23 protein-coding genes are annotated in these 22,928 nt (G+C 49.2%); 8 read left to right on the top strand and 15 right to left on the bottom strand.

Features of this window, described 5'->3' with window-relative positions:
* Positions 1–22: 22 nt before the first annotated feature.
* From NOC_RS07745 to NOC_RS07765, 5 genes are all read right to left on the bottom strand, one after another.
* Positions 23–238 (bottom strand): amphi-Trp domain-containing protein, encoded by a 216-nt coding sequence (locus tag NOC_RS07745; protein ID WP_002811484.1) that lies wholly within the window; start codon positions 236–238, stop codon positions 23–25.
* Between the two features lie 286 nt (positions 239–524).
* A complete protein-coding gene (locus tag NOC_RS07750; protein WP_002809058.1) occupies positions 525–1,649 on the bottom strand; it encodes a dihydrolipoamide acetyltransferase family protein in 1,125 nt (374 codons plus the stop codon).
* Positions 1,646–2,626 carry an alpha-ketoacid dehydrogenase subunit beta gene (locus NOC_RS07755; protein WP_002810678.1) on the bottom strand — a complete coding sequence of 327 codons (981 nt, stop codon included), beginning with the start codon at positions 2,624–2,626 and terminating at the stop codon, positions 1,646–1,648. Before NOC_RS07755 ends, NOC_RS07750 begins: the two co-directional genes overlap by 4 nt.
* A complete protein-coding gene (gene pdhA / locus NOC_RS07760; RefSeq protein WP_002809958.1) occupies positions 2,619–3,695 on the bottom strand; it encodes a pyruvate dehydrogenase (acetyl-transferring) E1 component subunit alpha in 1,077 nt (358 codons plus the stop codon). Before pdhA ends, NOC_RS07755 begins: the two co-directional genes overlap by 8 nt.
* Before the next feature lie 134 nt (positions 3,696–3,829).
* On the bottom strand, positions 3,830–4,948 hold the full coding sequence (locus NOC_RS07765) for a Leu/Phe/Val dehydrogenase (protein ID WP_172633687.1): 1,119 nt from the start codon (positions 4,946–4,948) through the stop codon (positions 3,830–3,832).
* A 340-nt stretch (positions 4,949–5,288) separates the two neighbouring features.
* On the opposite strand from NOC_RS07765, the gene hppD reads away from it, so the two are divergent.
* From hppD to NOC_RS07795, 6 genes are all read left to right on the top strand, one after another.
* Entirely contained in the window at positions 5,289–6,344 is a 1,056-nt protein-coding gene (gene hppD, locus NOC_RS07770; protein WP_011330655.1) for a 4-hydroxyphenylpyruvate dioxygenase, read from the top strand.
* 1 nt (position 6,345) lies between these two features.
* Complete coding sequence (locus tag NOC_RS07775) at positions 6,346–7,464, top strand: homogentisate 1,2-dioxygenase (RefSeq protein ID WP_002811188.1); 1,119 nt, start codon at positions 6,346–6,348, stop codon at positions 7,462–7,464.
* The gene (locus tag NOC_RS07780) at positions 7,461–8,435 is read left to right on the top strand and encodes a fumarylacetoacetate hydrolase family protein (protein WP_002810927.1); all 975 of its coding nucleotides are present in this window, start codon (positions 7,461–7,463) and stop codon (positions 8,433–8,435) included. Before NOC_RS07775 ends, NOC_RS07780 begins: the two co-directional genes overlap by 4 nt.
* Positions 8,432–9,079, top strand: coding sequence for a maleylacetoacetate isomerase (gene maiA / locus NOC_RS07785; protein WP_081430962.1), 648 nt, complete (start codon positions 8,432–8,434; stop codon positions 9,077–9,079). Before NOC_RS07780 ends, maiA begins: the two co-directional genes overlap by 4 nt.
* Positions 9,080–9,207: 128 nt before the next feature.
* On the top strand, positions 9,208–10,143 hold the full coding sequence (locus NOC_RS07790; RefSeq protein ID WP_002809085.1) for a hypothetical protein: 936 nt from the start codon (positions 9,208–9,210) through the stop codon (positions 10,141–10,143).
* An 85-nt stretch (positions 10,144–10,228) separates the two neighbouring features.
* The gene (locus tag NOC_RS07795; RefSeq protein WP_002811752.1) at positions 10,229–10,741 is read left to right on the top strand and encodes a PaaI family thioesterase; all 513 of its coding nucleotides are present in this window, start codon (positions 10,229–10,231) and stop codon (positions 10,739–10,741) included.
* A gap of 184 nt (positions 10,742–10,925) precedes the next feature.
* On the opposite strand, the gene NOC_RS07800 is transcribed toward NOC_RS07795, so the two are convergent.
* The 6 genes from NOC_RS07800 to NOC_RS07825 form a co-directional block, all read right to left on the bottom strand.
* The gene (locus tag NOC_RS07800; RefSeq protein WP_002810894.1) at positions 10,926–11,261 is read right to left on the bottom strand and encodes a hypothetical protein; all 336 of its coding nucleotides are present in this window, start codon (positions 11,259–11,261) and stop codon (positions 10,926–10,928) included.
* Positions 11,262–11,445: 184 nt separating this feature from the next.
* Entirely contained in the window at positions 11,446–11,862 is a 417-nt protein-coding gene (locus NOC_RS07805; RefSeq protein ID WP_011330657.1) for a DUF4112 domain-containing protein, read from the bottom strand.
* 20 nt (positions 11,863–11,882) lie between these two features.
* Positions 11,883–12,041 carry a YqaE/Pmp3 family membrane protein gene (locus NOC_RS16825; RefSeq protein ID WP_002808819.1) on the bottom strand — a complete coding sequence of 53 codons (159 nt, stop codon included), beginning with the start codon at positions 12,039–12,041 and terminating at the stop codon, positions 11,883–11,885.
* A gap of 282 nt (positions 12,042–12,323) precedes the next feature.
* On the bottom strand, positions 12,324–14,708 hold the full coding sequence (gene ppsA / locus NOC_RS07815) for a phosphoenolpyruvate synthase (RefSeq protein ID WP_002809954.1): 2,385 nt from the start codon (positions 14,706–14,708) through the stop codon (positions 12,324–12,326).
* A gap of 880 nt (positions 14,709–15,588) precedes the next feature.
* Positions 15,589–16,068, bottom strand: a complete 480-nt coding sequence (locus NOC_RS07820; RefSeq protein ID WP_011330658.1) for a DUF2231 domain-containing protein — start codon at positions 16,066–16,068, stop codon at positions 15,589–15,591.
* A 142-nt stretch (positions 16,069–16,210) separates the two neighbouring features.
* Positions 16,211–17,032, bottom strand: a complete 822-nt coding sequence (locus NOC_RS07825; protein WP_002808729.1) for an alpha/beta fold hydrolase — start codon at positions 17,030–17,032, stop codon at positions 16,211–16,213.
* Between the two features lie 842 nt (positions 17,033–17,874).
* Between NOC_RS07825 and NOC_RS07830 the strand changes: the two genes are divergently transcribed.
* Positions 17,875–18,927, top strand: a complete 1,053-nt coding sequence (locus NOC_RS07830; RefSeq protein WP_002808749.1) for an AI-2E family transporter — start codon at positions 17,875–17,877, stop codon at positions 18,925–18,927.
* Positions 18,928–18,965: 38 nt separating this feature from the next.
* Here the strand turns inward: NOC_RS07830 and NOC_RS07835 are convergent, their stop codons facing one another.
* The 4 genes from NOC_RS07835 to NOC_RS07850 form a co-directional block, all read right to left on the bottom strand.
* Positions 18,966–20,351: a hypothetical protein gene (locus tag NOC_RS07835; protein ID WP_002809725.1), complete on the bottom strand. Its 1,386-nt coding sequence runs from the start codon at positions 20,349–20,351 to the stop codon at positions 18,966–18,968.
* A 424-nt stretch (positions 20,352–20,775) separates the two neighbouring features.
* Positions 20,776–21,042, bottom strand: coding sequence for a hypothetical protein (locus NOC_RS07840; RefSeq protein ID WP_002809887.1), 267 nt, complete (start codon positions 21,040–21,042; stop codon positions 20,776–20,778).
* A gap of 15 nt (positions 21,043–21,057) precedes the next feature.
* A complete protein-coding gene (locus NOC_RS07845; protein ID WP_002808925.1) occupies positions 21,058–21,336 on the bottom strand; it encodes a phage holin family protein in 279 nt (92 codons plus the stop codon).
* Positions 21,337–21,339: 3 nt separating this feature from the next.
* Positions 21,340–21,654: a DUF883 family protein gene (locus tag NOC_RS07850; protein WP_002811168.1), complete on the bottom strand. Its 315-nt coding sequence runs from the start codon at positions 21,652–21,654 to the stop codon at positions 21,340–21,342.
* A 283-nt stretch (positions 21,655–21,937) separates the two neighbouring features.
* On the opposite strand from NOC_RS07850, the gene NOC_RS07855 reads away from it, so the two are divergent.
* On the top strand, positions 21,938–22,918 hold the full coding sequence (locus NOC_RS07855; protein WP_011330660.1) for a diacylglycerol/lipid kinase family protein: 981 nt from the start codon (positions 21,938–21,940) through the stop codon (positions 22,916–22,918).
* Positions 22,919–22,928: the final 10 nt, after the last annotated feature.

Below are 22,928 nucleotides of genomic sequence, written 5' to 3' on the forward strand. Positions count from 1 at the left end.
ATCAGGCTGCGCAGCGCCCATATTAGGCTTTCCACTTGATTTGAAATTCGATCTCCTCGGCGCCACCCTCACGCTCATGCTCAATGTTATAGGTAGCGCCCACCGGCACATAGATTCTCTCACCCGCAATCTGAATCTCGAATTGCTTTCCAGTTTCCAGGCAATCAGCCAAGCGGCGTAGCTTTGCAATAAAATCTTTGGTGGGGTAGGTCTTTTCTAGGTCTCTATCTGGTTTCATGAATCCGGCTCCTTTGTGTATTTGACGCCTAGCGCCTTACATTGTTTGTTTATTTGAAGCATTTTCATATTGAAAGGTTATAAAAATTTTGACAAGCACATAATTTTACAGTATTTACGCTTCTGCTTAGGAAGCTAAGAAATTTTTTGCAATATTCCTTATCTAGAGAGGAAATCAACAAAGAGAGTTGTTTCTTGGAGGGAAATAAGGACTTCCCCAGTTTTTTAGCACTCGGGATGTGCCCCCGCGTAGGCAGCAATTTTTAGCCATGGTGTCTCAATTGTCTTTAACTGGTTTTTTCTAAATCCTCAATGGCCACCATGAGAAAGCGGGCCGCTTCACCTCCTGTCACTGCCCGATGATCGAAGGTCAATGACAAGGGCAGGAGGCGGTGTATTTCCAGTTTACCCTGGATAGGCACTACTGCCTCCCGGGTGCGGCCAGCACCGAGGATGGCGACAGTGGGGGGGACCACCACGGGATTAGCATAGCGCCCGCCAAAGGGGCCAAAGTTGGAAAGCGTAAAGGTATAGCCCCGTAATTCTTCCGGCGGGAGCTTGCGTTCCCTGACTCCTTGTTTAATGGCATTAAGCCCTTGGCGGAGATCGTGGGGATCACGGCTGCCCGCATCCCGCAGAACTGGCACGAAAAGCCCGTCGGAGGTATCCACCGCGATACCGAGATCAATTTTCTTGAGCACCCGCCGCCCAATAGCATGACTGTCATACCAGGCATTCAGGGCAGGTTCCGCTTGGCAAGCAGTAACGATAGCGCGGATGAGGCGCAGGGTAATGTCTTCTTCCGGGCGCCAAGCCTGTATATCCGCATCGTCGTTGACGGTGACCGGGACGACTTCCCCATGGGCGCTGGCCATGGTTCGGGCCATGGCCCGGCGAACGCCGCGCAAGGGTTCCAGCGGACCCACCTCGGCCAATATTTTCGCGACCCGCTGGATGTCCGCGGCCGTAATCATGCTATCAGCACCGGTGGGTGTAACAATGGAGAGGTCTACGTCCAGGCGGTGAGCGAGGGCGCGCACGGCGGGAGTGGCTTTAATCCCCGCGGGTGCTTGTCCTACCCGGGTGGCGGTTTCCCTGACTATCTCTTTGCCAGCCTCTACCTTACCTACCACGGTGCCCGTATCCTCCCGTCTTTCAGGTGGGGGCTGAGCGCCTTTGGTTTCGAATTCCACCAACGGATCGTCCACCTGGATGAAATCGCCAGTTTCTCCATACAATTTGCCGATACGGCCTTGATGAGGACTGGGAATGTCCACAATGGCCTTGGCGGTTTCAACCGCCACTAAGGGCTGGTCCACTTGGATTTCATCGCCGATTTTTACATGCCATTCGACAATTTCGGCCTCGGTTAATCCTTCTCCCAAATCGGGAAGCTTAAAGATACGGTTCATGCGAACTCCAGGGTTTTTTTAGCTGCTGCCACGATAGTGTCGGTATCGGGTAAGTACTGCTTCTCCAGCCGGAACAGGGGCATGATAGTGTCATAGCCGGTGACCCGCTGGACCGGCGCCAGCAGATTAAGCAGGCCCTGTTCGGCTAGCTGGGCGGCGATTTCGGCGCCGACACCACAAGCCCGCGCCGCTTCGTGGACAATCACACAGCGGCCGGTTTTGGTCACCGATTCTAAAATCGTCTCCATATCGAGGGGTTTTAGGGTGGCTACATCAATGACTTCAGCGCTGATCTCCTCCTGGGCCAGCTTTTCAGCGGCGGCGAGGGTTTCATGTAGCATGGCTCCCCAGGCCACGAGAGTGACATCCGTGCCATCCCGTAGGACAAAACACACATCCAGGGGCAGGGCCTCTCCATCGTCGGCCACCTCCTGCTTGACCAGCCGGTAAATCCGCTTAGGCTCCAAAAAAACCACCGGATCGGGATCGCGAATAGCGGCCAGAAGCAGGCCGTAGGCGCGGGCTGGAGAGGAGGGGATGACCACCCGCAGCCCGGGAATATGGGCAAACAGGGCTTCCGTGCTCTCGGAGTGGTGTTCCGGGGCATGGATACCTCCGCCATAGGGGGCACGGAGGACCATGGGACAGGTCAAGCGGCCGCGGGTGCGGTTGCGGAGCCGGGAGGCATGGCTGATGAGCTGATCGATGACAGGATAGATAAACCCCATGAATTGGATTTCGGCCACGGGTTTGAGCCCCTGGGTTGCAAGACCGATGGACATTCCCGCAATAAGACCTTCAGCCAAGGGCGTATCGAACACCCGCTCTTCGCCAAAGCGGGCCTGAAGACCTGCCGTGGCGCGGAATACACCACCATTGATTCCCACATCTTCCCCAAGGACTAGGACGCGTTCATCGGTGTTCATTTCATGGGCCAAGGACAGGTTGACCGCCTCCACTAAGGTGATTTCAGGCATGGGATTTCCCCCTGGCGATAGCTGTCTGACGCTGCTCCCGCGGGGCAGAGGGTAAGCTCTCGTAGAGATCATCAAACATGCTTTCCGGGGGTTGAGGGGGGGTGTCCAAATATTTTTGGACAGCTTCCTCTACCTGCTGGGTCAGTTCCGTTTGGAGGCTTTGTTCCTGTTCCTCGTCCCAGGCGCCGGCTTGCGTGAGATAAGTCCGCAGCCGTTGAATGGGATCGAGGCGCCAGCGGGCCTCCACCTCTGCCTGTTCCCGGTAGCGGCTGGCATCATCGGCGGTGGTGTGATCACAAAGGCGGTAAGTCAGCGCTTCAATGAGGCAGGGTCCCTCGCCACGGCGGGCTTTTTCGATGGCGTTTTCCATGCGCGTCCGCAAGGCGATGACATCATTGCCATCCACCTGCTCGCCGGGAATACCAGCGGCAATGGCTTTTTGGGCCAGGGTCTGGGTCCGGGTTTGGGCCGCCAAGGGGACCGAGATGGCCCAACCATTATTGTTAATGACAAATACGACCGGCAGCCGCCAGAGGCCAGCGGCATTCATGGCTTCGTAGAAATCTCCTTTCGAGGTAGCCCCATCCCCTAGTACGCATACCGCCACCCGCGGCTCGCGCCGTAGTTTCATGGCATAGGCGACTCCCACCGCATGGGGCACTTGGCTTGCCACCGGAACGGAAATCGGGAAATCATGGCGGCAGTCCTGGTAGGCCATGCCCCGTTCATCGCCGCCCCAATAAAGGAGAAGCTCGGTCATGGTGACGCCCCGCTGCAATTGGGCGCCGTATTCCCGATAGGTCGTTAGGAGCACATCATCGGCGCTCATAACATGGCCAATGGCCACGGAGATGGCCTCTTGTCCCAGTGAGGAAGCGTAGGTTCCGAGTTGCCCCGTCCGTTGTAATGAGACCGCTTTCTTGTCAAAGAGGCGGGTCAGGGTCATGGTCCGATAGAGGGGGATCAGGTTCTGGGGGTCGTGGGCGAAAGAGGGAAGGACGCCGATAACTTCGGCGTTTTCATTAAGACATTGAGTGTAATGGACTTCGAAATAGGCGACCTTACTCAAGGTATTCTCCTTTTTCTGGGTTTGACGTGCAAGAAACCCCTCGATCGCTGTGATCTGTTCCCTGGCGTAAACTAAGCCAATTATTTAAATCATGGGTACACTCCGAGCCAAGCCGTATTTTTGACTTTTGTTAATTAAGTATAGTGGGTTTTTTGGGGGATTGAATGGCTTCCATAAAGAATTTCTTCCGCCATACGATCCGCAATCTCGTTGGTGGTTTGGCGGCTACTGTCTGCCCGTTGAAAAATCTCTATCAGGGTAGAGTAAATATTGTTTATCTTTGCCTTTAATTCGGATTCTTCTTCCGTTACGGCATGGATGGCGCCACCGGCATTAATGACATAATCGGGAGCGTACAGTATTCCTCGTTCCTGAAGAATTTTTCCATGTCGGGATTCGAGCAACTGATTGTTCGCTGAGCCGGCAATAATTGATGCTTGCAGCCGCGGTAGCGTTTTATCATGAATAATGCCGCCCAACGCGCAAGGGGCAAATACCTGGCAAGGTAAATCATAGATTGCTGCCGGCGGCACTATGTAGGCATTAAATTCATCGGCGCAACGTTGGGCCGCTTTTTCATTAACATCGCAAATGCTCAATTGTGCGCCCAGCTTATGAAGTTCTTTAGCCAAATGATAGCCCACGTGGCCCGCGCCTTGGATGGCCACATGGATACCCTCCACATCGGAGCGCTTCAGTCGATGGGCCACAGCGGCTTGAATGCCAAGGCGAACGCCAAGGGCGGTATAGGGCGAGGGATCGCCGCTGCCTCCCCGTTGTCTTGAGGTGCAAAGTACGTGGAGAGTACGCCGCGCCACACAATCCATATCTGCCACCGAAGTACCGCTATCGACAGCGGTGATGTAGCGTCCCCCCAGGCTTTCCACAAACTCGCCAAAGACTTCGAAATAGGCCACGCGATCATTCATCAAGGGTGGCCGTATGAGGACTGCTTTCCCTCCCCCATAAGGGAGACCGGCCAGGGCATTTTTATAGCTCATTCCCCGGGCTAGCCGCATTGCGTCTTCAGTGGCCGTTTTGGTAGTGGCATAGGGGATACAACGACAGCCCCCAAAAGCGGGTCCTAACCGGGTATTGTGAATGGCCACCACGGCTTGGAGACGGGTCGTGGAGTCGAGGCGAAAATGGACATCGCCAAAACCGAGCGTTGCGGCCTGTTGGAAAAAATCAAATTCATCCTCTGGGCTTGGATGACCGGATCGGGGAGTTTCAAGGAGATTAGATGTAGCCATAGGAGTCATATTGCTTCTCGCTCATCTTGAATTTACCCAGCAGCAAATTGAATTTTTGCTAGTCTTTAAATATGCTCGTTACTAAAATTTTATTTGCTGATTCGGGTTATATCTAACCCTGTGGACATTTGGAGCTATTGAAAGTTTCTCTACCCTAGTTTTGCGTTATTCGAGTTAGGCGATCATCATGCCAAAGCAAAAAAAGGGTTAACTCAGAAGCGGGAATTCAAGTGGATTTTCAGGAAAGCGGATGCGCTTGCTGCGGAACTATTTCCCGCTTAAGCATGGTCTATAAATTATAGAGGTGTCTGTTTTAATTCAGCGCTTAGGTAAAATTGCCATGTTCACATTGCCTGAGAACCCCATGGGTACCGACGGCTTTGAATTCATAGAATTCACGGCGCCGGATACTGCTGCCTTAGCCCATTTATTTGAGCAGATGGGTTTTGCGGTGCTGGCCAGGCATCGCCACAAAGAGGTCACTGTTTATCGGCAAGGAGACATTAATTTTATTATCAACCATGAGCCTGACAGCTTTGCCCAGGCATTTTCCCGGGTCCACGGGCCGTCAGTGTGTGCCTTTGCCATCCGGGTTAAGGATGCCGCCGCCGCTTTTAAACGCGCGGTGGGATTAGGCGCTGAGCCATTTCATGTTCCGCTCGGTCCTATGGAACTGAATATCCCGGCAATTTTAGGCATTGGGCGGAGTATCATTTATTTTGTTGACCGCTATGGTGAACATTCTATCTATGACGTGGATTTCATGCCTGTTCCCGGCGAGTCAAGGCATCCCCAGGGGGTAGGACTCACCCATATTGATCACCTGACTCATAATGTTCCCGAAGGCCGGATGGACCATTGGGCGCATTTCTACGAGCACCTATTTAACTTTAAGGAAATTCGCTATTTTGATATCCATGGCAAGGCCACGGGTCTTAAGTCCCGGGCGATGACCAGCCCCTGCGGTAAGATTCGCATTCCCATCAATGAGCCTTCGGACAGGCACTCTCAGATACAAGAGTATTTAGAAGCCTATCATGGGGAAGGCATTCAGCATATTGCTTTAGCGACGGAGGATATTTATCAGACGGTGGAAACTCTCCGCCGCAATGGCGTTGAGTTCATGGGGGTACCCGATGCTTATTATGAAGGTGTGGAGGCACGCTTGCCTGAGCATGGTGAAGATTTAGCCAGGCTGTCTCAGAATCGTATTTTGATTGATGGGGCGCCGCAACAAGGAGAGGGTTTATTATTGCAACTGTTTACCCAGGCTCTGATTGGCCCTATTTTTTTTGAAATTATTCAACGTAAAGGTAATCAGGGTTTTGGCGAAGGTAATTTTCAAGCCCTGTTTGAGGCTATCGAGCAGGATCAGATAACGCGAGGGGTGCTTTGAGATGAGCCATTGGATCACTTTACCGCGGATGGAGGGGATCACATCCAGGCAGGCCCATGCTGATCTTCCGTCTGATAGCTATGAACGGGAGTTGGGCAAGGAGGGCTTCTATGGTCCCTCAACCCAAATGTATCACCGGCACCCGCCGACGGGTTGGGTGGAGGTAGAAGGCCCCTTGCGGCCGCGAGCTTTTGATACGACCCGGCTTAAATCCTATCAGGCCTCCCCCTGGGAGGCTTTTCCTCTCTTTAGCAATGAGCATTTGCAATGGCGTTTTTGGAGGACAAAGGGTTCCATGGACCATTTGGCGCGTAACGCCGATGGGGATGAGCTGTTATTTATCCATGAAGGCGACGGGGACTTATATTGCGACTATGGTCATTTAGCGTTCCAGGAAGGGGATTATATACTTCTACCCCGGGGGACTCTGTGGCGGGTAGAAACCGAGAAGCCCCTGGGTGTGCTCTTGCTGGAGGCAACGGGAGATAGTTATCGGCTTCCTGACAAAGGGATTGCGGGCAGTCATGCCGTCTTTGACCCGGCGGTGCTGGATACCCCTACTATTAATGAACATTTCTTGGCTCAACAGACGGAAAGCGAATGGCGGGTTGTGGTCAAGCGGCGGGATGTTTTGAGTACTATCATTTATCCGTTCAATCCTCTGGATGCGGTGGGTTGGCATGGAACTTTGCTTCCGGTGCGGCTTAATTGGCGGGACATCCGACCTATCATGAGTCATCGTTATCATATTCCGCCCTCGGTCCACACCACCTTTACCACCAGCCGGTTTGTGGTCTGTACTTTCTGTCCTCGCCCTATGGAAAGCGACCCCGGGGCTTTAAAGGTGCCTTTTTTCCATAACAATGATGATTATGATGAGGTTATTTTCTACCATAAGGGGGAGTTCTTCTCCCGGGATAATATCCACCCGGGTATGATGACCTTGCATCCTAGCGGTATCACCCACGGCCCCCATCCCAAGGCTTTTGCAGCAGGAAAGAAGGCGCTCCATAAAGAAACCAATGAAGTTGCGGTTATGGTGGATGCCCGGGACGCTTTGGCGGTGGCGGAATTTCCCTCCGGGGTGGAGTGGGTTGGTTATGTGGATTCCTGGAAATGAAACTTGCAACCTTGAATAATGGGACTCGGGATGGGAGTTTGATAGTCGTGAATCGGAATCTTCAGTGGGCCGCTCTGGTGCCCCATATCGCGACTACCCTCCAAGGGGTTCTGGATGAATGGGACAGCAAGGCTCCCCGACTCGAGGAAACCTACCGGTCTCTTAATAAGGGGGAAATCAAGGGTTTCTCCCTGCCACCGGCGCGACTGGCTGCTCCTTTCCCGCGTGCTTACCAATGGTTGGATGGGAGCGCTTATTTAAGCCACGTGGAGCGGGTGCGCAAGGCTCGGGGCGCTGAGATGCCCCAGAGCTTTTGGACCGATCCCCTCATGTATCAAGGGGGATCGGATTATTTTCTGGGTCCACGGGAATCCATTCGGGTAATGGACGAAGCCTTTGGGGTGGATTTTGAAGCCGAGGTGGTAGTCATTACCGATGATGTGCCTCTTGGGATTACACCTGCCCACGCCTCCTCCCATATCAAGCTGCTTACCCTGGTCAATGATATTTCCCTGCGCCACCTCATCCCCGCGGAGCTGGCGAAAGGATTTGGTTTTGTGCAGGGCAAGCCCGCCAGCGCTTTGGCGCCGGTGGTGGTGACCCCGGATGAACTAGGAGAAGCTTGGGATGGGGCGAAAGTCCATCTGCCTTTGCGGACTTATTGGAATGGAAAGTTGTTCGGGGAGCCGGAGGCGGGTGAGGATATGCAATTTGATTTTCCCCAATTGATTAGTCATGCGGCTAAAACCCGCTCTTTGAGTGCCGGCACTCTTATTGGATCGGGCACCGTATCCAATGTTGATTGGAGGCGAGGTTATTCCTGTATTGCTGAATGCAGGGTAATGGAAATCATTGCTAGGGGGAGCGCGGCAACCCCCTTTATGAGCTATGGGGATCGAGTCCGTATTGAGATGGAGGATAGACACGGAAGATCCATTTTTGGGGCCATTGAGCAGGAAGTCTCCCGATAGTAACCCTTTATACTTATTTTCGTAGCTCGGCCGCCTATCGGGTGCGTATTGCCCTTAATCTCAAGGGGATTGGCTATCACTCCCGGTTCGTGCATCTTCTCCGCCGGGGAGGAGAACAGCGGCAGCCCGCTTATTTGAAGCTCAATCCCCAGGGGTTAGTGCCTGCCTTGGTGGATGGGGGGACGGTGATCACCCAGTCCCTTGCTATCATCGCTTACCTGGATGAGAGGTATCCTCAGCCTCCGTTATTGCCAACCGATGTTAAGGCCCGGGCGTATGTTCGTTCTCTAGCCCAGCTAGTGGCTTGCGATATCCATCCCCTCAATAATCTGCGGGTGCGACAATACCTGGCGACTTGTGGGAGGCACAGTGAGGCAGAATGGCAGGCTTGGTACCGGCATTGGATTCAGGAAGGGTTTAAAGCCTTAGAAGCGCAGTTAGCGGCTCATCCCGCTGCTGACCGGTACTGTTATGGCAATTATCCAACGGTGGCGGATATTTGCCTTGTCCCCCAAGTTTATAACGCCCACCGTTTTAATTGCCAGTTGGATGATTATCCGCTCCTTAGCAGCATTTATCGGCATTGCAGCGTTCTTAAAGCTTTTCAAGAGGCGGCCCCAGAATGCCAATTAGATGCTAGCTGAGGATTGGCTTCACTTTACTGGAATTTTGTTTGACTGGATAGGTCCAATAATTATTGGCTTTATTAAGCGCAGAGGAGAATCGCGGCGCTTTGCCTCCGTTGGCTAGGAGACTCTTGGGAGGTAAGACTATGAATACATCTGTCCAGCAGTTACATAACTTTGCCGAAAAGCATCATCTTGTGGGCTTGAGCGCCCCTTCCCTGCAGGCGCTAATGGAAGGACGAACCGGCTACTCTACTTCCAAGGCGAGGCGGTTTTTATCCTTCCAAGACCGTATCAACAGGGAGTTATTGAGTCATCGGATTATTCTCCATAATCGCTATACGGACTGGTTCAAGCGAGGCGAACAAAATCTGGAACAGATTAAAGCCTTTATTGTGCAATTCTCCGTATTTTCAAACCAATTTCTAGTTGCACAATTATTCAAGACTATTAATGCCGATTCCTTGGAGAGTATGCGGGCCTCGAAAGAAATCCTCGCCAATGAAATTGGCGTAGTGTTCAATCCAGGAAGAGGGAAGGTTAAAAAAGTTTCGGATCTTGAGCGTGAGGGCGATCCCAAGCTCGTTTCTACCGAAGGAACCGTAGAGGGGGGAGTTTTCCGGTTTCAGGCGGCTCATTTTGAATGGTTATTGCAGATCGCGCATAAAATAGGGTTAGGCTTTAATGAGGTAGGAAAGCGAAGCCAAGGTACGCCAGCGACGTTATTTTTTTGTGATGAGCTCAATCGTCTATACGGTAGCGAAGATTATAGGATATCTCAGGCATCGAGTTATGCCGTAGAAAATTGGGCAGCAGCAGGATTTTGGGATGAACTTATCGAAGGGTTTTCGAAGTTCAACAGGCGCACCGGGATAGCTCTTCCATTGGCGTTCTTTACTTGGCATAGCCGGCTCGAAGCCCAGCATGCTCGCCACACCCAGGAAGAACTGGAAGAGGTTTATTTTTCTCGTGAAATTAAAGAAAATGAATTCATCTCTTATGGTAACGAAATGCTCGCTGGCGTAGCTGCATTTTGGGATGGTTTGGAAGATCAGCGTAAGGCGCTGGCAGCAGTTCATTGATAAAAAGGGTAAATCTCGCGGAAAGGGGCGAATATAGAAAATGGTTATTTTTAGCTGTGAATAAAATTAATTCTAAATTCCCAGTATGACTCAGCCGCAATACTTTCAAGCCTATATGCCGGATCAAATCTGTTTTGGGTGTGGAAGAGAAAATCCTGACGGCCTCCATGTTCAGAGCTTTTGGCAAGGCAATGAGGCGGTTTGTTTTTGGCAACCTCAGGCAGCCCATCAGGGTTGGCCGGGAATTACCTGTGGCGGCATCATTGCCACCCTTATTGATTGCCATTGCATGGCAACCGCTATGGCGACCGCCATTCGAGACGAGCATCGTTCCTTGGGCTCGGAGCCCTATTATCGTTTTGCCACGGGCAGCCTCTATATCCGTTATCTTCAGCCTACACCCATGGATGGTCCTCTAGAGTTGCGAGCCTACGTCACGGACATTAAAGATAAACGTAAATATACGCTGACCTGTGATCTTTTTGCTGGGGGAGAAAAGACCGTTGGGGCCGAGGTAATTGCTTTTTTAGTATACCGCAGCGATCATCCAGAGCTAGCATCGCCCCATTTTCATGAAAAAAACTACCATGGGGGTTAGCCCTGATACAGTATTGGGATTTACCGGGTAAATAAATTAGCTTCTTGCTTAATACTTAAGATTCTTTTCTGGCGCGGAACCTGCTCCCGCGATTTCTCTTTGTTGTTGATAGCGTTCGATGTAGTGATAATATTCACACCCACAAGGGTGCCCAGAGCTGTCTTAGTTTATTATCATGTGTTTTCTATTTCTTAAGGTAGTGGTTAATTTTTTCTTTGCAATATTTGATAACCTGGTGAAAAGCAACTTCTCCTTTATCTAATAGAACAGCCACTATTTTCAAGCGGCTAACCAGTAAACTAAGTCCTAATAGGGTTAGTATAAAACCGGGTACTCCGATAGGCGGGATGGAAATGAGGACTCCGGCAACCACCAATAAAAGACCCATTACTATATAAAAAGGAGTCTTCCAGGATTTTTCTCCGCTTTTTCTCTGCTGAAATTTATAATGTTTAGTAAAGCGCTCGCCACGTTTTCCTCGATAAATTTGTAATATATTTTTTTTTAGCTTATGGAACATATTCCTGTAATTTCTCATGAGGTTTAATTGCTTTATCAAGCTTTTAAATTGTAGGAGATATTTTAAAGAGGAAATATCAATTGTCGCATACCTCCGGCATTATCTCCTTAGGCGCTAGCCACCCACCTTCAGCGCTACTTTGGAAGGTAGGGTGGTGGTTGTATAAACGTGAAGGGGGGATTTATTATAGGATTTTTTGTGTTGTGGGGGACTGTTCTGGCCCATAAATCTTGGCAAGATGTTCGTTAAGCAGTTGCATATTTTTACGGTTAGCTTTCCAGCGGATATCGAACAAATCCCCCACCAAAGGCACGGTACCCACGAGGCCGTCGATAGCCACGTTCCAGATCATGCGCATCAGCACGGCCTTGGATATGCCTAGGCGCCGTGCCTCGAGCACTAGGTAGGCGGAAACGGCCGTGGTGATCCCATCCCCCACCCCTGGGATGAGACCGACTAAGCCATCCGCTCCGATCCGCCAGTTGGTGCCTGGAATGCGGAACCGATCATCCAGCCAGTAAGCCAGCTTAGCAAGTCGTTCGCGCTCCTGGTGGATGCGAAGCTGAGGATCATCGGGTGGTGGCTGGGGCGGCAAAGCCATGGGTTTAGTCCTAAGTCTTTTTAGCGTCTTGCAATGATCCATACGGCATGAATAATGCCGGGAATGTAACCAAGCAGAGTCAGTAGGATATTCAACCAGAATTGACCACCGAGGCCGACTTGCAAGAATACGCCTAGAGGAGGCAGCAAAATTGCAAATATAATACGTACCAAATCCATAAACTTAATAACCTCTTAATTATCGGTTTAACAACAAAAGTTTTTCTACGCTTTAAATAAGCATAGCTGCTCCTGTTTTTTTTGCCACCAGAAAATGGTTCTCTTTTTAGGATCTGATCGTATAGATTTGCTATTTTTGCTAGGGAAGATATTAAGGGAAATAAATCCTGCCTCCAAGCTGAAGGCAAGAGCGCAGCAAAGTGTATTGGGAAAATTTATGGAGGAGTATTTCCATGAACTAGGATCGCGCTAATCCCAACGAATGTCTCCTCCCTGCCGCGATTATCTTTCTTCGTTTTCAGCCGCAGCGATTTGTTCCTTGACCTTAACGAAACTATCTGGATTAACAGAAATTGAATCGATATTGGCTTGTACTAGAAAATGAGCGAATTCTGGATAATCACTGGGGGCCTGACCACAGAGACCCACCTTGCGCTGCTTCTCATGGGCATGGCGAATAACGGTGGTAATCATTTCTTTGACAGCATCATCTTGTTCGTCAAAGAGTGGTGCGAGTCTATTCGAATCCCGATCCACGCCTAAAATTAATTGAGTCAGATCATTGCTGCCAATGGAAAACCCATCGAAACGATCCGCGAATTGCCGGGCTAGAATTATATTAGAAGGAATCTCGCACATGACATACACCTGAAGCCCACTTTCTCCCCGGGTTAATCCGTTCTCGGCCAGGACTTCCAGGACCTTATCCGCTTCTGGGGGAGTACGGCAAAAAGGAATCATGATAATGATATTATCAAGCCCGATTTCCTCTCGGGCTTTTCGAATGGCCTGGCATTCCAGGGCAAAACCCTCCCGGTAATCCTCGCTATAGTAACGGCTTGCGCCGCGCCATCCGAGCATGGGGTTGGGTTCTTTGGGTTCAAAAGCATGGCCGCCAATCAAGGCGGCATATTCGTTCGTTTTAAAATCGCTCATACGAACAATGACGGGTTTTGGATATTGGGATGCGGCAATGCGGGCAACACCCTGGGCCAGAGTATCGACAAAATATTGGGGTTTATCCTCCCAGGTGGCCGTTAATTCATCAATTTTTTGGCGGGCTTCCGGATCTTCCAATTCATTCCATTTGACAAGCGCCATGGGGTGGATTTTGATGATATTATTGATAATAAACTCCATCCGGGCCAAGCCTACTCCATCGCTAGGCAATAGCCACCAGCGCAAGGCTCCTGCTGGATGCGCCAGATTAAGCATGACCTGAGTTTTAGTTTTGGGAATATCTTCTAGGGAAATGTCCTGGGTTTCAAAATCGGCAATGCCCTCGTAGATAAAACCTTCATCCCCTTCAGCGCAGGAGACGGTAATTGCTTGGCCGCCCTGTAAAATCTCAGTACCCTTACCGGTGCCCACAACGGCGGGGAGTCCTAGCTCCCGGCTGACGATAGCCGCATGGGAAGTGCGCCCCCCATGGTTGGTCACGATGGCGGCAGCTCGTTTCATAATGGGAACCCAATCCGGATCGGTCATTTCTGTAACCAACACCCCATTATCTTCAAAACGATCGATCTCGGCAGCGCTATGTAATTTGCAGACCTTGCCTGCTGCAATGGCGTTGCCAATGCTAAGTCCGCTGAGCAACTGTTCCCCCTTTTGCTTTAGGGTATAGGTCTGAAGCAAGGAGGTCTCCTTGCGAGACTGAACGGTTTCTGGTCTGGCCTGGACAATAAAAAGTTCATGGGTCATTCCGTCTTTAGCCCACTCAATATCCATGGGGAGGTCGTAATGATCTTCGATGGTGGTTGCCCACCGGGCCAGGGTGAGAATTTCTTCATCGTTTAATACCGGATGAAGGCGCTCTTTCTTGGTTGTATCGAGGGTTTGCGTAGGTTTTTTACCTTCTGTGGTATAAACGATTTTTAGGGCTTTTTCGCCTATTTTTTTCTTGATAATGGGGTGGTAATCGGGATTTTTAAGTAAGGGTTTAAAAACCATATATTCGTCCGGGTCCACGATTCCTTGCACCACACTCTCTCCGAGTCCCCAGGCGGCATTGATTAGCACCGCATCAGGAAATCCGGTTTCCGTGTCAATGGAGAACATCACCCCGGCGCCGGCCTTATCCGAGCGGACCATTCTTTGGATACCCGCTGAAAGCGCTACTTTCAGATGATCGAATCCGTGATTCTCGCGATAAATAATGGCCCGATCGGTAAACAGGGAAGCAAAACAACGCCGGCAGGCATCGAGCAGATTTTCTTCTCCGCTGATATTGAGAAAGCTTTCCTGCTGACCAGCGAAGCTTGCCTCCGGAAGATCTTCGGCCGTGGCGCTGCTGCGCACCGCTACATCAAGGTTTTGACGCCCGATGTGATCGGCTAGCTGATGATAGGCTTGCGTAATAGCTTGCGCCAGGGGAGCAGGGAAGTCGGCCTCGTAGAACCACCCTCGTATGGTTTTGCCGACCTTCGATAATTCTTGCCGATCCTTCCTGAGTTCTTCTAGCTGGTGGGCGATTTTCTTATTAAGATGATTGCTCTCTAGGAACTCCCAATAAGCCTGAGCCGTGGTAGCAAAACCCTCGGGTACCCGGATGCCCGTTGCCCGCAGTTGTTGGATCATCTCCCCCAAGGAGGCGTTTTTGCCTCCCACTACAGGGACATCATGGGAACCCAGGTTTTCCAGCCACCTGACGTACTGTTTGGCCATTGCTTTCTCCTGACAGATTATGCGGCTACCCTACTTTATTAACGCGCCTATGGAGGGGCTGCTAAAGTTATTTCAATTATCCCTATTCTATAAATTGTAATCCATATACTTTCTGTTGTTATTTGCTGTGCTGGGGTAAAGCTTCGTGGAAGATTGGGGTTAGCGGCCAGTGCAGGCTAGTAACCTTTCTTAACTTTAATGATAGCTAGCTGCAAAAATATTGTGATCCTGCAATTCCCCCGTCCACTCAATTGGTTCGGATTAGTAGGGCTTCTATAATGTTTCAGCCGACTATCTTCACCATATGATGGAACTAGGTAGGGAGGATGCTCAAAAGCGGGATGATGAAATTCACCCATTCTTCACAGGGGATAAATAAGCCTCTTTGCTTTCACGTCTATCCATTCCGTTCTCGCCGAAAGCAGGAGATCTTCCTTTTAGGCAGATTGTTGATAGCACAATAGGCGTCCTTTACTTCTTATAAAGTGTGAGTTTCAACTATAAAATTGGGTTTTAGCATGACCAGTCTTTAATCTCCGAAGACGCTCCCTTCATGACTAAGAACACTATCAATAAAATAAGAGCAATAATAAATAAAATCCAAATAACTTCTAAAAGGTGATCCAAGCCAGCCCCATGAAGTGCAGTACGACTGCTAGCAGTGCGAGAGATAGAAAAGAGTTAGCTTTACTCCTAATTTTTAATTTTCCAATGGTCTCTTAACATTTAAAAAGCTGCCCTTTGTTAAGCTAGTTTTCAATCTTTAAGTTGTCAAGAGTAAAAACTTTAGATGTTTTTTATTTTGAATAAAAAGCCGCCTGGAATTTTCCTGCAAGTATCGTGATCGTGTTTCTGTTTTAGAAACACGATCGCGTTTTTCCTACTTAATTGTATGTCCGGTCACACCGATTTTATGCCGGTAGGATAACTCGCCTCCATACCACCCTGTCACCAGTAAAATAGCCGCGGTGAGCGCGGAAAGAGATAAGCCCCAGGGGAGGATTGGGGTAGTCATTTCGGTTAAACGCATTAGCCAATTAGCCAGCGCCAACAGCAATACGGTCGCATTACCGAGAAAATGAATCCAAGCAGCTTTGTGCGCCCGAATCTTTGGGATAGTAAGAAAATCAGTTAGGCCAAAAACAGCGGCCAGTGCTCCAGTAATAAAACCGCCGCCGATTAACCAAAGCGAGGCTCTGGCCCAGAAAAAATCGGCTGTTGCAAGGTAGGCTATATCGGTTAATAAAGCGCCAACTAGAAAGGCTATGGGGAATGGAATCAACATCGGGTGAATGGGGTGTCCCGCAATGGATGCGGTGCTCTTGACTCCGTTATTTTGAGATATGTTGGAATTTGCCATACGTATTTCCTCCCTATCATTATCCATTAATCTGTATAAATAATGTATTTATTAGTAAGTATAGTTTTCTTTATTTTCCTTGCAACAATCCCATTAAGCTAAGGGGCCGCTTCTCGGATCGCGGCAGGATCAGTTTTTATGTTTATCCTAGAGAAGTAGCGTTCGCTAAAAAAGGCCGGCACACTTCTGCGAGCTGGCTAGGAGCAGTCCATACCAACGTGTGCTGTACCTCTGGAATGACAACTTTTTTACCGCCGGGTAGAAGGTGGACAATTTCATCTACCCATTCCGAGTGGCATATAGGATCATCGCTTCCTCGTACCACTAGAACAGGTATTTTAATCTGAGCGAGAATATCTTCCGGACGATGGCGGATAGAGTACTGAAAAGTACGTGCTAGTCGGTAAATACCGCATGCACGATAATCTTGCCGGGCAATTTCTCCCATTGGTTTGGGGTTGGAATTTTGCTGCCAGCGCACGAATTGCCAGAACCAGCTCCGTTCTGAGGGGGACGTGGTGGGTCCTTGCAAAATAGCGCAAGCTATTAGCTCAGGGTGGCGCGCCATGCATTCGATGATAATTTGACAGCCAAAGGAGTTTCCGAGCAGTGCTACTTGCGGTAGCCCGGTGGCTTCTATCCAAGCTGCGAGCGCATCTCCTAATTGCTGGACATTCAACACCCGCTTTGGTTTGGCGCTGAGGCCAAAGCCGGGGAGATCAGGCGCATAAACGGGATGCTCATGGGCGAGCTCAGCGGCAATGGGGAGCAGGTAGGTGCTAGAAAGTCCGAGGCCGTGGACCAATACTACGGGTAGAACATTATCTGGGGCCTGCTCTGTGTTGACCCGGGCATGAATGAACAGATTGTCGACCTCAACCCAGCGGGTTATAAATATCTTTTTTAGCTGCTCCAGACGACTTTTTACCGCCTCTTCCTCTGTTTGCGATTTAGATTGGCGCATACTCCTCCTTGCACTAGGCTTTGAAGTGTGGCGTGTCATTTATCTTTAGGGAAATTTAGCCAATTCTTATAAGAAATAAACTCATTTTTATTTTAATTCTGGAGAAACAGGCTATACCTAAAAAATATTTTCTAGAAAAGAAAGTTTTTCTGCACACGCTTTCTGAGAAGGCTGGAAGGGGTTGTAGCAAGTTACTCCCCCTCGTCCAGAGTAGTATAAATATAGTTATTCTAGAGAAGAGAGGTTATGGACCTATGTTTGTTCGATTCTAGAAGGAGTTTCCATAGATAAACGGCAATTTACATGGAAAGAGATGGTGCAACAACCTATTAGCAAAATTAACGATGATACCTTCATCCGGGTAAGGGTTATCCTTATGAATGGAATCGAAGTAGAGGCCGTCCGGTTCCAGCATCCTTGTGCAAGAATGAATAAAATACTTCAGATGCCATTGGCAAAAATCAAGCGTGTTGAGCAACATCAGTAAATTGCTATTAACTGGCTTATTTCCCCTGATTATTTTTCTTTAGAAACTATCATTGGTTATAAGCAGGCGGCTATTGGGGTAACGGGAGCGGTGGCTCAGAATGAACCTGATCCTTCTAAGGAAAATATGCCAGTGGATTGAACAGCTAATTTTGGAATAGGCAGGAGTGTAAATCGATGTGGCGTTTTTCTGGAATGCTCGAAGAATTAGAGCAGTGATGTTGGCATGATATTGCTGGCATTTCTTGCTACCCCTTTCGGGATGGAGTAGGCAGAGAAAAAAGGTGCTTCGACTATGTGCTAATTTTATTATTGCCTGCAATCAATGAGAGTTAACAGCGTAGGGGAAAAGATTGATGAAAGCAGTGGATCTTCCAGTAAATTTTTTTACATACCGCGTATTAATTGTGTTAGGCATTACTGCCGTAGCAATTATTTTCTTATTCTTTGCTGGGTATTTTGCCCATCTATTACTGCTGGTATTTGCAGGTATATTATTAGCCGTATTTTTGCGCGGTACTGCCGGATGGTTGAGTGACCGGGTGCCTCTATCCATGGGTTGGGCGCTTACTTTAGTGGTATTTTTATTATTTTATTGTATGGTCATAGGCGCCTTATTATTAGGCCCGACAATCGCGAATAATTTTAATGATCTTGCTCAAATTATCCCGCAAGCAGTGGAGCAGCTCCGGGAATTCGTAAAAAGGCATGAGGCTGCTGATGGGTTACTAGATCGTTTTCTCCAGCAAGATAAATCGGTTTTTCTCACGCAAGAAATGTTTACTCGAATAGCAGGAGTTTTCTCTAGCCTGTTAGGACTGGCAGCTAGTTTTCTGATTATTTTTGCTAATGGCCTTTATTTTAGCGTAGAGCCTAACGTTTATATAAGAGGTGTCATATATTTGTTTCCTAAGCGCAAGCAAGCACGGTTTAGAGCGGTTCTAAGTGAATTGGGGCATGTGTTGCGTTGGTGGCTGGTGGGAAGGATTGCTTCGATGGCGGTGGTAGGTGTTTTGACCTGGGGGGGGTTGCTGTGGCTGGGTATTCCTTCGGCGGCCGCCTTAGCATTTTTAGCGGCGGTTTTATCATTTATTCCTAATATAGGGCCTTTAGTGTCGGTGGTGCCCGCCGTGCTAGTAGGCTGGATGCAAGGGCCAATGAGCGCATTGTACGTAATACTGCTCTATACTATTATTCAAACTTTAGAAAGCTACCTGATTACTCCCTTAATTCAGCGACGGGCTATTATGCTTCCACCCGCTCTCATTCTGACGGTACAGTTAGCCATGGGAATGGCGTTTGGTGTATTTGGCGTATTGTTAGCTACGCCTTTTGCCGTGGTGATATTGGTATTGGTGCAGATGCTCTATGTGGAAGATGTCTTGGAGAATCCAGTCGATCTTCCTTGAAGGAAAGTCTGCTAAGCTTTTTTAATTAAAGCGGGGGATTAGGATCGCCAATGCACGGCGTAGCGGTTGTCCGCCTGGGCTAAAAATTCGTAGAGTTGGTTGAGAGAAAGCGGAGAGGGAAGTGGATGACGGCCGTGAATTTTGTGTAAGTCTTTATGATAGCGCGCAAAGGTGGAAAAATCACTCGGATAGGATTTTGTGTCAACGCCGATAAACCCATTTACTCCACGCGCCTGCTTAAGCAGGGCTTGCCAGCGTTCGATAGGGGGGAGTCCAATGCTTTCTACCCCATGGGCAAATAACATCATATGGATGTTATCATAAGGTGCTCTACTGTTGAGATAGTTCTCAAGGCGCTGGGCCGAAGGCTCCATATTGAATACCATCCAAAAGGGTACGGCGCCAAGTCGCAGGGTCCACCACGGCTCCATGAGGATAAAGGATTCTATTAGGAGCCGGTTTGATAGTATGCCCCGCTGACCATACCACCATTGATAGAGATCGGCCACCAGCGGACTCACTTGCTCCGGCTGGCTGAACACAATACGTTTAACATGATGTCCTTGCCGTTTGGCAAAGGCTTTGATATCTTCGCCAAGGAGCGGTTCAAACCCCCATTCTGCTTCAGGGCTTTCCCCATCCGGGGTAGGTGGTTCCCAATGCCGTACGGAGGAGCCCATGCGCTCAAGGAAGTGGTTTACCCGTGGCCCGCCCTGCAGGTATTCCTCTTCACTAACTCCGCCCACTGCTCCATGCTGAAACACATACCGTTCGCCCACTTGGGTGGTGGGCCAGGTGCGTTGGCAATCAACCACAAAGAGGGTGCCGCCGGGGGCTAGGTGATCCTTCAAAAAGCGCTCATAGCTGGGTCCCAGGCAGCGGCGCTTAACCCGAAAATAGGTGATGTACTGAACCATGAGGCGATCTTGGCTGGGGTCATGCATATGATGCAGTTGGAGCTCAGGATTAGCCTCTAAAAGCGCTTGTCCTGCTTTCCGTCCGAGTTTTAATGCTTGCTTCGGATCGTCAGGATCAGTACTTTGGCGCACAGGAATAAGGTAGGTTTGGGGCAGCCAGGGTATCTGTAAGGCGGCGCATAGATGGATGAGCGCACCATTAGAAGAGCCTATCATCATCGCTGGATACTGCCGTCTGGGATATTGGTTAACCATCCAATGGGCAACTGCTTCGGCGCTGACTTGAGGCATTTTTTCTGGTGCGACCGCCTCAAAAGATCCACCCAGTGCAAAAATTTTTTTTCGAGCTGTGGAGGGTAGCCAGTTCACCATTTGGGTGAGGGGCTCAAGCAGTCTCGACTGACCAAGTGCTGGAAAATCTTTGCCATTTAAAAAACGGCTAAGCGCCCGCAGCATTGCAGAGGCAGAATCGAAATTGGCTAAATAAGGAGGGGGAGCACCGCGCATAAGGTTTATAGCTAGTTTTTTTCAGAGTAATCTTCATAGCCTAGTAAAAGAGTAGCATAATACAAGGTAGAGACCGCATAAGGATGAAGAGGCGTGAGATAATCCCTGAAACTATGTTAAAAATGGCCATCCAATTCCCCCATGGTAGAAGGTAGATTCTTTGTGGCGATTTTTGACGTTCTCCCTGCCCTCAAGAAGGGGAGTATCAAGTAGGTGATTGAGGTGAGGGTGTAAAGAAATAAAAGAGCACTGGAACTGCAAACGCTCTGGCTCTGTGTGGCCGCCGTCTATTTTGCGGGCAGTGTCAGTGATGCACTATTAGCCGCGCTGAAGCAGTCTATAGCGCAACCATATTACTTTACCTCCCTTTTCCTATACAAAGGGCCTTTAGGCGTGAATTCAAGTAAAGGTAAGGTTTTATAGTTTAGGGGGTATTTTTTCCCATTCGGTTTGTCAGCCAAAGGCGTAAAAGGGGGCTGGCTTCCTGGGAGAGAGTTTTTGATATTGATGGAAAGAAACCGGCAACGAAGCCAGCAGTAAAAGCGAAAGCAATAGCGGGGATAGGAGTCGTTTTTTTATAGGGTTTCGAAGGTAAGCGTGCAGCTCCCATTTGTGCTGCGGCTAGTAAACGCAGGCGTGCCTGGCTTATCCTTTCTTCAGGAGTGATATTAGAATTTTTTATAGCCGCCATGATTAAAATCCAAAATTATCGCCGGAGTTTTAAATTTCCAAAGAAGATTAACAGCAGACCGAATAAAATAGCTATCGCCCCGGTAATGAGTACAGCAATAGGCATTGAAAATACGGTATCTAATGCCAAACCGATGGATACCAATATTAAAACCAATGCTATGATAAGAAAAAATACCCCTGCCAGGTAAAAACCTAGTGCGGCGAGGAAAGAAAAAAGATTTATTTTCGATTGCTGCAGTTCTGCTTTGATCAGTTCGATCGCAGCTAGAAAAACTTCGACAAAGGCAGTCACGATTTATTTTTGAGAGAACAGTTTACCTGCAATTAATCCAGCTACAAAGGCAACACCCAAGCTAGCCAGTGGGTGCCGTTCAATTTCGCTATAGGTGGATGTGACCGCCCGTTCGCCCCCTTCGCGGGCCGACAAATAGGCTCGGTTTAATTTCTCAAGCATTTCGTCTAGTTCCTGCTCGGCCTTGGTTTTGGTAGTTCGGGCTGTGCTCTGACCCAAGTTTTTTACTGCTGAAACTACGCTTCCCATATCTTTACGTAGTTGGCTAAGTTCATCCTTTAATTCATCCACTTCTTTTTTTGGAGAGTTATCCGCCATTTGAGAATTGCCTCTATACTCTATTGAAAGTTAGAAAAATAATATTCAATACCACAATAGTAAAACGTTTTCTATTGGAAGAATAGCATATAAATAAAAAATCACCACTTTTTTTATTGTCCTGAAAACGAAGGTACTCGCCAGAGTCAAATCTATTACTGGCGCGCTGTTTGCAAGTTTATTTAATTGGAATAAAACTTGCCTTTTGGGGACACTTCACTATGTTTATTCTGGAACTGCCATGCAAAGTATCCGTGAGATGGATTGTTTAAGGATAATGGATATGAAATCTTTACATAACGATAATGTAGAATCTACACCAACCACAAAGACGCTAGAACCAGGCTCGCCCAATTCGCGCCTATTTCTCATTCTTAATCCGGTCGCGGGCAGTTGCAGCGCCGAGCGGGTCAGGTTTACTCTGAAGCAATACTGCGAGCAGCATGATGTAGGCTACGAAATTTATGAGACCACCGGCAAAGAGCACTTGCCCAGTATTGTGCGCCAGGCACGGGAGGAAGACTATAGCGTCATCGTTGCAGCGGGCGGTGATGGCACCGCTTCGATGGTGGCCGGTGAGTTAATCCACAGCCCGATTCCTCTGGGTATTATCCCAGTGGGCACGGCCAATTTACTAGCCCGTGAGTTGGCCATCCCGTTAGATCTGGAGTCCGCCTGTCAACTCGTGGTTACCGGGGGTGCCATAAGAAAGATTGATGCCATGCGGGTGGGCCGTCAGGTTTTGATTTCTCATATTAGCCTGGGTTCTTATTCGCGCATTGCGGAGAGAACCAGCGTGGAGGCTAAACGGCGTTTTCGCCAACTCGCCTATATCTGGAATGGGATAGCCGAATTTATCGGCACTCGGGTATGGCGTTTTGACCTCGTTGTGGACGGTCAGCGGCAGCGCATTAAAGCCGCTTTTATTATGATCGCTAACGTAGGCGCCATGGGAGCGGCTACCCTGCGCTGGGGTGAAGAGGTCAAGCCTGATGACGGGAAAGTAGATATTTGTATTGTCCGAACCCGGGGCCTTCTCCATTACTCGTCTTTTTTGTGGCATGCCTTGAGAGGACGGCATAAGGAATCTCCCCATACGGACTATTTATGGGCCGAAAAAAATATAAAGGTAACGGCAAAAAAGAATTTGCCGGTGCGGGGCGATGGGGAAATTATTGGTCGCTCCAGCGTGGAGATAGAGATTATCCCAAGGGCCGTTCCCATCATCGTCCCCGCTCCCGTGCCTGATGAGATAGCCTCCTGAAATTACATAA

The organism is Nitrosococcus oceani ATCC 19707, from assembly GCF_000012805.1.
In the GTDB taxonomy this organism is placed as follows: Bacteria; Pseudomonadota; Gammaproteobacteria; order Nitrosococcales; family Nitrosococcaceae; genus Nitrosococcus; species Nitrosococcus oceani.

Coding starts and splice junctions, on each gene's coding strand:
- NOC_RS07745 (WP_002811484.1), bottom strand. CDS start 238: ATGAAACCAGATAGAGACCTAGAAAAGACCTACCCCACCAAAGATTTT.
- NOC_RS07750 (WP_002809058.1), bottom strand. CDS start 1,649: ATGAACCGTATCTTTAAGCTTCCCGATTTGGGAGAAGGATTAACCGAG.
- NOC_RS07755 (WP_002810678.1), bottom strand. CDS start 2,626: ATGCCTGAAATCACCTTAGTGGAGGCGGTCAACCTGTCCTTGGCCCAT.
- NOC_RS07765 (WP_172633687.1), bottom strand. CDS start 4,948: ATGGCTACATCTAATCTCCTTGAAACTCCCCGATCCGGTCATCCAAGC.
- hppD (WP_011330655.1), top strand. CDS start 5,289: ATGTTCACATTGCCTGAGAACCCCATGGGTACCGACGGCTTTGAATTC.
- NOC_RS07775 (WP_002811188.1), top strand. CDS start 6,346: ATGAGCCATTGGATCACTTTACCGCGGATGGAGGGGATCACATCCAGG.
- NOC_RS07780 (WP_002810927.1), top strand. CDS start 7,461: ATGAAACTTGCAACCTTGAATAATGGGACTCGGGATGGGAGTTTGATA.
- NOC_RS07790 (WP_002809085.1), top strand. CDS start 9,208: ATGAATACATCTGTCCAGCAGTTACATAACTTTGCCGAAAAGCATCAT.
- NOC_RS07795 (WP_002811752.1), top strand. CDS start 10,229: ATGACTCAGCCGCAATACTTTCAAGCCTATATGCCGGATCAAATCTGT.
- NOC_RS07800 (WP_002810894.1), bottom strand. CDS start 11,261: ATGTTCCATAAGCTAAAAAAAAATATATTACAAATTTATCGAGGAAAA.
- NOC_RS07805 (WP_011330657.1), bottom strand. CDS start 11,862: ATGGCTTTGCCGCCCCAGCCACCACCCGATGATCCTCAGCTTCGCATC.
- NOC_RS16825 (WP_002808819.1), bottom strand. CDS start 12,041: ATGGATTTGGTACGTATTATATTTGCAATTTTGCTGCCTCCTCTAGGC.
- ppsA (WP_002809954.1), bottom strand. CDS start 14,708: ATGGCCAAACAGTACGTCAGGTGGCTGGAAAACCTGGGTTCCCATGAT.
- NOC_RS07820 (WP_011330658.1), bottom strand. CDS start 16,068: ATGGCAAATTCCAACATATCTCAAAATAACGGAGTCAAGAGCACCGCA.
- NOC_RS07825 (WP_002808729.1), bottom strand. CDS start 17,032: ATGCGCCAATCTAAATCGCAAACAGAGGAAGAGGCGGTAAAAAGTCGT.
- NOC_RS07830 (WP_002808749.1), top strand. CDS start 17,875: ATGAAAGCAGTGGATCTTCCAGTAAATTTTTTTACATACCGCGTATTA.
- NOC_RS07835 (WP_002809725.1), bottom strand. CDS start 20,351: ATGCGCGGTGCTCCCCCTCCTTATTTAGCCAATTTCGATTCTGCCTCT.
- NOC_RS07840 (WP_002809887.1), bottom strand. CDS start 21,042: ATGGCGGCTATAAAAAATTCTAATATCACTCCTGAAGAAAGGATAAGC.
- NOC_RS07850 (WP_002811168.1), bottom strand. CDS start 21,654: ATGGCGGATAACTCTCCAAAAAAAGAAGTGGATGAATTAAAGGATGAA.
- NOC_RS07855 (WP_011330660.1), top strand. CDS start 21,938: ATGAAATCTTTACATAACGATAATGTAGAATCTACACCAACCACAAAG.